At 36.0% G+C, this 7,847-nt stretch carries 10 protein-coding genes; 4 read left to right on the forward strand and 6 right to left on the reverse strand.

Annotation, left to right across the window (positions count from 1 at the left end):
• Positions 1-8: 8 nt before the first annotated feature.
• The gene (locus tag FN756_RS14190; RefSeq protein ID WP_142604776.1) at positions 9-1,214 is read right to left on the reverse strand and encodes a metallophosphoesterase family protein; all 1,206 of its coding nucleotides are present in this window, start codon (positions 1,212-1,214) and stop codon (positions 9-11) included.
• A gap of 323 nt (positions 1,215-1,537) precedes the next feature.
• Between FN756_RS14190 and FN756_RS14195 the strand changes: the two genes are divergently transcribed.
• From FN756_RS14195 to FN756_RS14210, 4 genes are all read left to right on the forward strand, one after another.
• Entirely contained in the window at positions 1,538-2,002 is a 465-nt protein-coding gene (locus FN756_RS14195) for a hypothetical protein (RefSeq protein WP_142604777.1), read from the forward strand.
• 81 nt (positions 2,003-2,083) lie between these two features.
• Positions 2,084-2,590, forward strand: coding sequence for a hypothetical protein (locus tag FN756_RS14200; protein ID WP_221929071.1), 507 nt, complete (start codon positions 2,084-2,086; stop codon positions 2,588-2,590).
• Between the two features lie 178 nt (positions 2,591-2,768).
• The gene (locus FN756_RS14205; RefSeq protein ID WP_185955303.1) at positions 2,769-3,881 is read left to right on the forward strand and encodes a TlpA disulfide reductase family protein; all 1,113 of its coding nucleotides are present in this window, start codon (positions 2,769-2,771) and stop codon (positions 3,879-3,881) included.
• Positions 3,882-3,931: 50 nt separating this feature from the next.
• Positions 3,932-5,056, forward strand: coding sequence for a TlpA disulfide reductase family protein (locus FN756_RS14210; RefSeq protein WP_142604780.1), 1,125 nt, complete (start codon positions 3,932-3,934; stop codon positions 5,054-5,056).
• 98 nt (positions 5,057-5,154) lie between these two features.
• On the opposite strand, the gene FN756_RS14215 is transcribed toward FN756_RS14210, so the two are convergent.
• The 5 genes from FN756_RS14215 to FN756_RS14230 form a co-directional block, all read right to left on the reverse strand.
• Positions 5,155-5,595 carry a GNAT family N-acetyltransferase gene (locus tag FN756_RS14215; RefSeq protein WP_142604781.1) on the reverse strand — a complete coding sequence of 147 codons (441 nt, stop codon included), beginning with the start codon at positions 5,593-5,595 and terminating at the stop codon, positions 5,155-5,157.
• Between the two features lie 149 nt (positions 5,596-5,744).
• A complete protein-coding gene (locus FN756_RS14220; RefSeq protein WP_142604782.1) occupies positions 5,745-5,939 on the reverse strand; it encodes a YciI family protein in 195 nt (64 codons plus the stop codon).
• Positions 5,940-5,977: 38 nt separating this feature from the next.
• Positions 5,978-6,127: a hypothetical protein gene (locus FN756_RS14535; protein WP_185955304.1), complete on the reverse strand. Its 150-nt coding sequence runs from the start codon at positions 6,125-6,127 to the stop codon at positions 5,978-5,980.
• Positions 6,128-6,144: 17 nt separating this feature from the next.
• Complete coding sequence (locus tag FN756_RS14225; RefSeq protein ID WP_185955305.1) at positions 6,145-7,212, reverse strand: PA0069 family radical SAM protein; 1,068 nt, start codon at positions 7,210-7,212, stop codon at positions 6,145-6,147.
• 107 nt (positions 7,213-7,319) lie between these two features.
• Positions 7,320-7,508: a hypothetical protein gene (locus tag FN756_RS14230; RefSeq protein WP_142604783.1), complete on the reverse strand. Its 189-nt coding sequence runs from the start codon at positions 7,506-7,508 to the stop codon at positions 7,320-7,322.
• Positions 7,509-7,847 lie beyond the last annotated feature (339 nt).

Here is a 7,847-nt window from a genome sequence, read left to right on the forward strand (position 1 = left end):
ACTACCTTTTAAAGTAGTTCCTTAAATAAGCTGATCAGTTCATCATTGGGATGCTGTCCGTTTTTTGATTGGAAATAATCTTTAAACAGCTCTTCAATGTTTTGATCCAAATTGATTTGTTTTGTGCTTCTTTCTTGTATCGAATCAGTATTTACAATTGGAATGATTCCGATAATATTGGGATGGGCAGCATTTAATTGTCGGCGCTCATCTCCGGTAAGAAAAGTGTTGGTATGCATGGTAAGCTCAACCAAAGCTTCGGTATTTTCACTTAACCATTCAACAGCCTCAGATACATTTTTACAACTCTTTCGTAACAGTTTTTTTCCCTGACGAATGTCGGTTTCGCGTATAGTTACCGGCTTTCCGGCTTCTGCTTCAATAATTAAAACATATTTCTGTTGATTCGTCTCCCCAAAACTATAAGCAATCGGGCTGCTACTGTATATGATGGGACAAGGATGCTTATCAATCCGTTGCTTACGATGTAAGTGTCCCAGCGCTACATACTGAATTTGTTCAGGGATGGCATCTGAATAAATGACCTGCGCATTACCAACCGATAGAATTGATTTTTCATCTTCCGGTTCTTCAGGTAATTCTTCTCCACGTTTTGCAAAATATAAATGCGCCATCAGCATGTTCACACCCTGATCATTACAATGTTCATCGGCCAGGGTTTTCCATTTTTTCTCCAGAACACTGCGCAGTTCTTCTTCTTGATTTTCTGTACCTAGAAACTGTTTAAGCCTGAACTCATTGGCATAAGGAGTAAGGATTAATCGAAGCGGTGTAGATTGATCAGGTAATTTAAGTTCAATAAATCCTTCCGCTGATTTCAATACTTCCAATCCTGATTCAAGTTTAAAAGGAGCAATTATTGAATTCGGGAAACCGGCAAAGAGAATTCCACATTCACGCGCCAAGGGATCAGGTGCTTCAATGCGATCTGGGGAATCATGATTACCGGCAATCGCAATAACCGGTCTTTTCCCGTTTGCCGATAAACGTTTAATTGTCTTATAAAATAGTTCAACCGACTCCGTTGGAGGGTTGAAGGTATCAAACAAGTCTCCGGCAATCAGTACCGCGTCCACATTTTCACGTTCTGCAATTTCACAGATTTCTTTCATAACCTCCACTTGTTCAGTGTGTCGTGAAAAATTATCCAGTCGTTTACCAAGATGCCAGTCGGCTGTGTGCAAAACTCTCATATTCAAAAATTACAAACCGCTAGTTTCATGTTAAATATTTAGCAAAACAAATAAAGCTTTCAACAATTTAATTGCTACTTTGGGTATATTATTCCCCACATGAGGTACTGCATAAGCACGTTATTCGGAATGAAAATCAAAGAAACTTCACTCATTTTGGTAACTGAAAATGATAAATCGTTAAATTATTAAGGTGTTAATAGTGAGTCGTTTAATTAGTGTTATTCCCGTTGAATATCCATATGAAGTTGTTGTCACATGAATTTATTTGTTGCTTGGCATTTAAATTGTCATTTTTGGACTCGTCAAACCAAATTTTTAAGATGAAAAAACTATTAACATTAACCTTTTTTACAATTTTATTTTCATTCGCTGCAAAAGCACAAGATTACAACACGGGTCTTGGATTACGTTTAGGCTCTCCTAGCGGTATTACAATAAAGCATTTTCTTGGGGATCAATCAGCCATTGAGGGTATTCTGGGTTTTTACAATCATGGTTTTAATATTACCGGATTGTATGAAGTGCATGGAAACGCTTTTGATGTGCCTAGTCTAAATTGGTTCATTGGAGGAGGTGCTCATCTTGGTGGTTATAATAATAAATATAAAGACTACTATGATAGCAATACGGAGTTTGGTGTTGATGGTATAATTGGTTTGGAATACACTCTCGATGATGCTCCAATAAATTTCGGCATTGATTGGAAACCTAAAATCAACTTTGTTGGTAACACTGGATTTTATGGAGGCGATATTGCCTTATCTGTTCGTTACGCATTCAAATAATCATTTTTGGGCTTCCATTCTGTTAAGGGTGGAGGCTATTGTCAATAGAATTTAATGAATAAAATAGTTGAAAACAGTTATATGAAGAAAATCTTTACAATCCTCGTTCTTTTTTTAGTGTTTAGTACGGCAGGAGTTAAAGCGCAGAGCTATAAAACAGGTTTCGGTCTAAAATTAGGGGATTATTCACAAGGCCTTACTTTGAAACATTTTGTTAAGAAAAATGCAGCATTAGAGGGTATTTTATCATCGCGCTGGCATGGGGTTAATATTGCCGGTCTTTATGAAGTTCACGGTAATGCATTTAATGAGCCTGGATTTAATTGGTTTATAGGTGGAGGAGCACACGCAAGCTTCTATGATCATGGATATTATTATTTCCGAGGTCATTATGATGGGTATTATGATTCTTATTACTATGATCGTTCGCGCGCTGTTATCGGTGTTGATGGTGTATTAGGTTTGGAATATACGTTCAGAAGTGCGCCTATTAATATTGGTGTTGACTGGAAACCTGAAATCAATTTTATTAATAACGGATTCATTGCTAACGACATTATGTTTGCAGTTCGTTACGCATTTAAATAAGCATCGTTTATAGATCAAAAACAAAAGCCGTTTCAATTGAGACGGCTTTTGTTTTTTATAAACGATTGAATTTTAAATTTCTATAAATCTGATAATTGTAAAAAGTCATAAAACTGTTACAAGTCAGTTCGCGTTTATCGTATATAGAAAAAGTACTTTTAAATTTAGAATGTTTGATATGAAAAAGATAATAGCACTTTGTGCATTTTGCATAGTATGTATATGTATAGCCTGTACTAAAAAAGGCTTTGAAATTACAGGCGATGTACAAGGCGTTCAGGAGGGAACAAAGGTATTGTTATTAAGTTTTGGGGATGAATCAGAAGCTCCTGATACGATAGCTCAAGGGAAAATAGAAAAGGGTAAATTTTCAATGCAAGGAAAGGTTGAAGTTCCTGAACTTTATGTCTTTATGATTGAGGGTATTCAGGGGTATAAGCCAATTTTTGTTGAGAATAGTATTATCAAGCTATCCGGATCTGCTGATAAATTGATGCAAGCTACTGTCACCGGTTCTAAAACTCATGATGAATTAAATCAAAATCAACAGATTATAAATAAATATCAGGCTGAACAGAATAAGATTATCGATGAAGCGAATAAAAAACTAGGCGACAAAGCTTCATCTGCACAAAAAGATTCAGTAATGGCTTTGTTAGAGCGTGTTAGGGCAAAGCAAATTAAAGAGGTTAATGAATTTGCAATAAAGAACCCAGGTTCATTCGTAGCGCCTACCTTGATACTAAATTCGGCAGATGAGTTAGACCCTTCTATTTACAATCAGATATATGAAAACTTTTCTGAAGATGTGAAGAAAAATAGTGCAGCTAAATACCTCAAAGTTCAATTGGATAAATTAGCTACCGTGGCAGTTGGTCAGAAAGCTCCGGAATTGAAAGGCAAGAATCCTGAAGGAAAAGATATTTCATTAAGTGAGATTAAAGGAAAATTAACCATCATCGATTTTTGGGCATCATGGTGTGGACCATGTCGTGCTGAAAACCCTAACGTAGTCCGGATTTACAATAAATATCACGATAAAGGCCTGAATATTTTAGGCGTTTCATTAGATAAGAACGCAACAGAATGGAAGAAGGCCATTGCCGATGATCAACTTAACTGGAATCATGTTTCTGATCTTATGTTTTGGGACTCACAACTCGCTAAAGCCTATAAGGTGGAAGCTATACCTCATACGGTACTTATCGATGAGAACGGTGTAATTATAGCCAATAATTTGCGTGGTGAAGAATTGGAGAAGAAGATCGCAGCTATACTCGGAAAGAATTAATAAACCCTTATATTTTAAATGGTCATTTTTTTGACTCAAACAAACAACATATGAAACTTAAATTTTTATGCTTGTTAGCATTACCATTAATGCTTAACACGGCAAATGCTCAAACCAAAAAAGGATTTGTGATTAATGGACAGCTAGCAAACCTGCAAGATGGAGCTAATGTTTATTTGTTCTCACATAATATAGAAACCAATAAAACAGACACCATTAGTAAGGCTGTTGCTTCAAAGGGTGCCTTCAAATTAACTGGATCAGTAGCCGCTCCCGAACTTCATTATTTAGTTATACAAAACTTGCGTGGTGGATTTCCGTTTTTTGTTGAAAACAACAATTTAACGCTTAAAGGAAATGTTGATTCATTAGGTAAAATAGCGGTAACAGGTTCAAAATCGCAAGATGATTTGGCTTCAGTAAATTCAAAATTATCAGCATTGGGTAATGAAATGAATGCACTTTATCCAGCTTTTCAAGAAGCAAAAAAAGCAAACGATACAGCTAAAATGGATGAAATAAATAAAAAGGCTGATGCAATTCAAGTTCAACAACAAAATGTTGTTAAAGATTTTGCAGCAACCCATCCAGCATCCTATGCTTCACCCTACGTTGTAATGGTAAATATTCGTGGTTTGGATCCAGCTGTTTATCAACCTATTTATGATAAATTTTCAGCTAATGTTAAGCAAAGTACATTTGGTAAACAGCTGAATAAAAGCTTAGTTGTTTTAGCTAAAACAGCAATTGGGAAACCTGCACCTGAGTTTACTGGTAAAACTCCTGACGGAAAAGACTTGGCTTTAAAAGACGTAGTTTCAAAAGGAAAAATAACCATGATTGATTTCTGGGCTTCATGGTGCGGACCTTGCCGTGCTGAAAATCCTAATGTTGTTAAACTTTATCAGCAATACCATGAAAAAGGCTTTAATGTGATTGGTGTTTCTCTTGATCGAGATGCTGACAAATGGGAAAAAGCCATTGCTGATGATAATTTGACCTGGAACCATGTTTCCGATCTGAAATTCTGGAGTTCTGAATTTGCTGCCCTGTACGGAGTACAAGCAGTTCCTGCTACATTCCTTTTAGATGCAAAAGGAATTATCATTGGAAAGAACCTTCGTGGCGAAAAATTGGCTGAGAAATTAGCTGAATTACTAGGTCCGGCTCAATAAGAGATACAGGATTATAAGACACAAGACTTAAGAAAAGAATAAAGGTTCAGCGCATCCGCTGAACCTTTATTCTTTTATCATTATCTGATCATTTCTCTTTAATCTTTCAATTCTATGTACATGGTTTTGTGCAAACCGATTCCTTCAACTTCAAACGTATCACCGATTTCAGTAAAGCCTAATTTTTTATAAAAACCTACCGCTGTTATTCGTGCATTGCACCAAAGTAATTCCACATTGTTCCCTTTCAGGTAATCGATAGCGAATTTTAAAAGCATACTACCCGCATTTAAACCGCGATGTGCTTCAGAGGTTGCCATGCCCTTTAAATGGCATTGTGATGGTGTGCTGAAAAAGGGGAGGTTGGATTTGGTAAATGTTCCAACACTAATAATCTGACCATCGTAAACAGTAGCCAAATGAAAAGTTCCCGGTTCATTATCTTTAGGGAAATAACAGACACCGCTTGTTAATTCGGGTCTTAAAATTTTATGACGAAGGGGATATGTTTCTTCTGTCGAAATAAATTTTACGTGCATCGCTACTAATCGAAATCGGATAAGCTTGTTTGTAACTTAAGAATAGGGTTGTGATTTACATAACAAATTAGTTGCCATACAGTTTGTAAATGAATTCCCCGATTTATAAGCGGCTGCAAATTTGGGAAGATTGTTTCGAATTGCCAAACTTATTGTAAAGATACTCCTTTTGGGCTCATCCATGGATGAATGTCTATTGATAATCGACCCGACTTTACTGCAGGGTCTTGATCAACCAATGCTTTGTCTTCTTCTATCGATGTAACATTAAAAATGAAAATACCTCTTAAATCTCCATCATCCAAAAACGGGCCGGCAATATTTAGTTTGCCTGATTTCTCCATTTCAGTTATGTGAGCTCCCTCCTGAATTTTTGCCGCAGTTACTGAGTCTTTAGTCCGATTGGTCCTTTTTTCAGTAAAACGAGAAAATAGGTTTTCATAACCCCTTCAGAAACCTTCTTTTCTTGTGCAGCCGAATTTCCGGCAATTACTACTCCTAGGAGTATTAGATAAATGATAAGTTTCTTCATGGTAACAAGTTTGTGTGCTAAAATAAATTTAACTGTCCTTTTTGTACTCTTTTAAAAACATTCAAGTTAAGCTCTTTCATTTGCCTGTCTTTCATAAAGCGTTTCACGGAGATATGAAAAAGATTATGTATTGCTTCGGCAGTTTTACCTTCACCTTTCAAACGAGTTCCCCAGCGGCTATCATTTAAATGACCTCTGTGGCAATCGGCAATTAAATGTAATACTTTTTCGGCTTTGTCTGGGAATGCCTTATAAATCCAATCTGTAAAGATTTCTCCAATGGAACCATTCAATCGTACAATTGTTGATTCTGCTGCCGAAGCTCCATTATTAGCCGCCTCTTCTATTATTTTAGGAACTTCAGCGCTGTTTAAGCCAGGGATGATAGGAGCTAACATTACCCTAACAGGGATATCATTTGATGCAAGTGTATTAATGGTTTGCAATCTACCTTTTCCGGTAACAGTTCTTGGTTCTAGTTTTTGACGAAGTGATTCATTGAGTGAGGTAATCGTAATGTTTACGTGTACTAAATTGAGTTCGTTAAGTTGAGTTAACAGATCTAAATCTCGTAGTATTAAATTGTTTTTGGTAATTATGCTAACAGGATTTCTGTATTTAAGCAATACTTCCAACATGGTGCGTGTAATTTTAAACTTACGCTCTGCCGGTTGATAGCAATCAGTGTTTCCTGAAAGTAAAATTGGTGTAGCTTTCCATTTCGGATTATCAAAAGTTTTTTCCAGTAATTGGGCAGCGTTATGTTTTACAACGATTTTTCGTTCAAAGTCCAGTCCTGCGCTTAATCCCCAATACTGGTGCGTATTTCTTGCATAGCAATAAATACAGCCATGTTCACAACCTTGGTAGGGATTCATGGAGTACAAAAATGGTAAATCAGGACTCTCTGGTTTATTTACAATTTTTTTAGCATGTTCCTCAAAATATTTAGTAGCCGTATTTTCCAATAAGGGTTCATCCAAGCCTTCTATATGTTCGGTAACGTATTGTTGTTTTAAGAAACGATTATGAGTATTAAGCTGTGCGCCTCGGCTTTTGAAATAGCTTTCGTCCTGTTCATTCATTTTATAAAAATACTAAAAATAATAGCAAAATTTATAGAAGGAATGTGAAAAGGATAAAAAAAGCCGCTTTGAGTTATCAAAGCGGCTTTTTTATAAAGAAAAAATAATTATTTTTTCAATGAATCAACTTTAGTAGCAGCTGAATCAACTTGAGCAGCAGCTGAATCAACTTGAGTAGCAGCTGAATCAACAGCAACAGCAGCAGAATCAGTAGCAGTTTCAGCTTTTTTACCTTCACCACAAGCAACAACTGCGAATACTCCAGCAGTTAAAATTAAAGCAAATACTTTTTTCATTTTGTTAAATTTTTAATGGGTTTTAAGATTCAATATGACATTAATACCAAAACTGAAGAAAGGTAACCCCCTGAATTAATTTTTTTTAAAACTTTTTTCAGCTTATGTTACATGTGTTTGATAATTAGCGAAATAGATTCCGTTGAAACTTTCAAACACCTTCCTTAATCCTTGACATTAAATCAAATCGGCTGCAAAAGTATGATTTCTTCTGAGACTTTAAAGTAAATAATAATTTAAAAATCATTGCTGTCCGATAAAAAAACCTTACCCAATATTTCGTACCGTCAGAACGTTAACAGAGGGCCTTCCTTTGTTTTTTTGAAAAGAACCGCCTCT

It is taken from the genome of Solitalea koreensis, assembly GCF_900182575.1.
Taxonomy (GTDB): Bacteria; Bacteroidota; Bacteroidia; order Sphingobacteriales; family Sphingobacteriaceae; genus Solitalea; species Solitalea koreensis.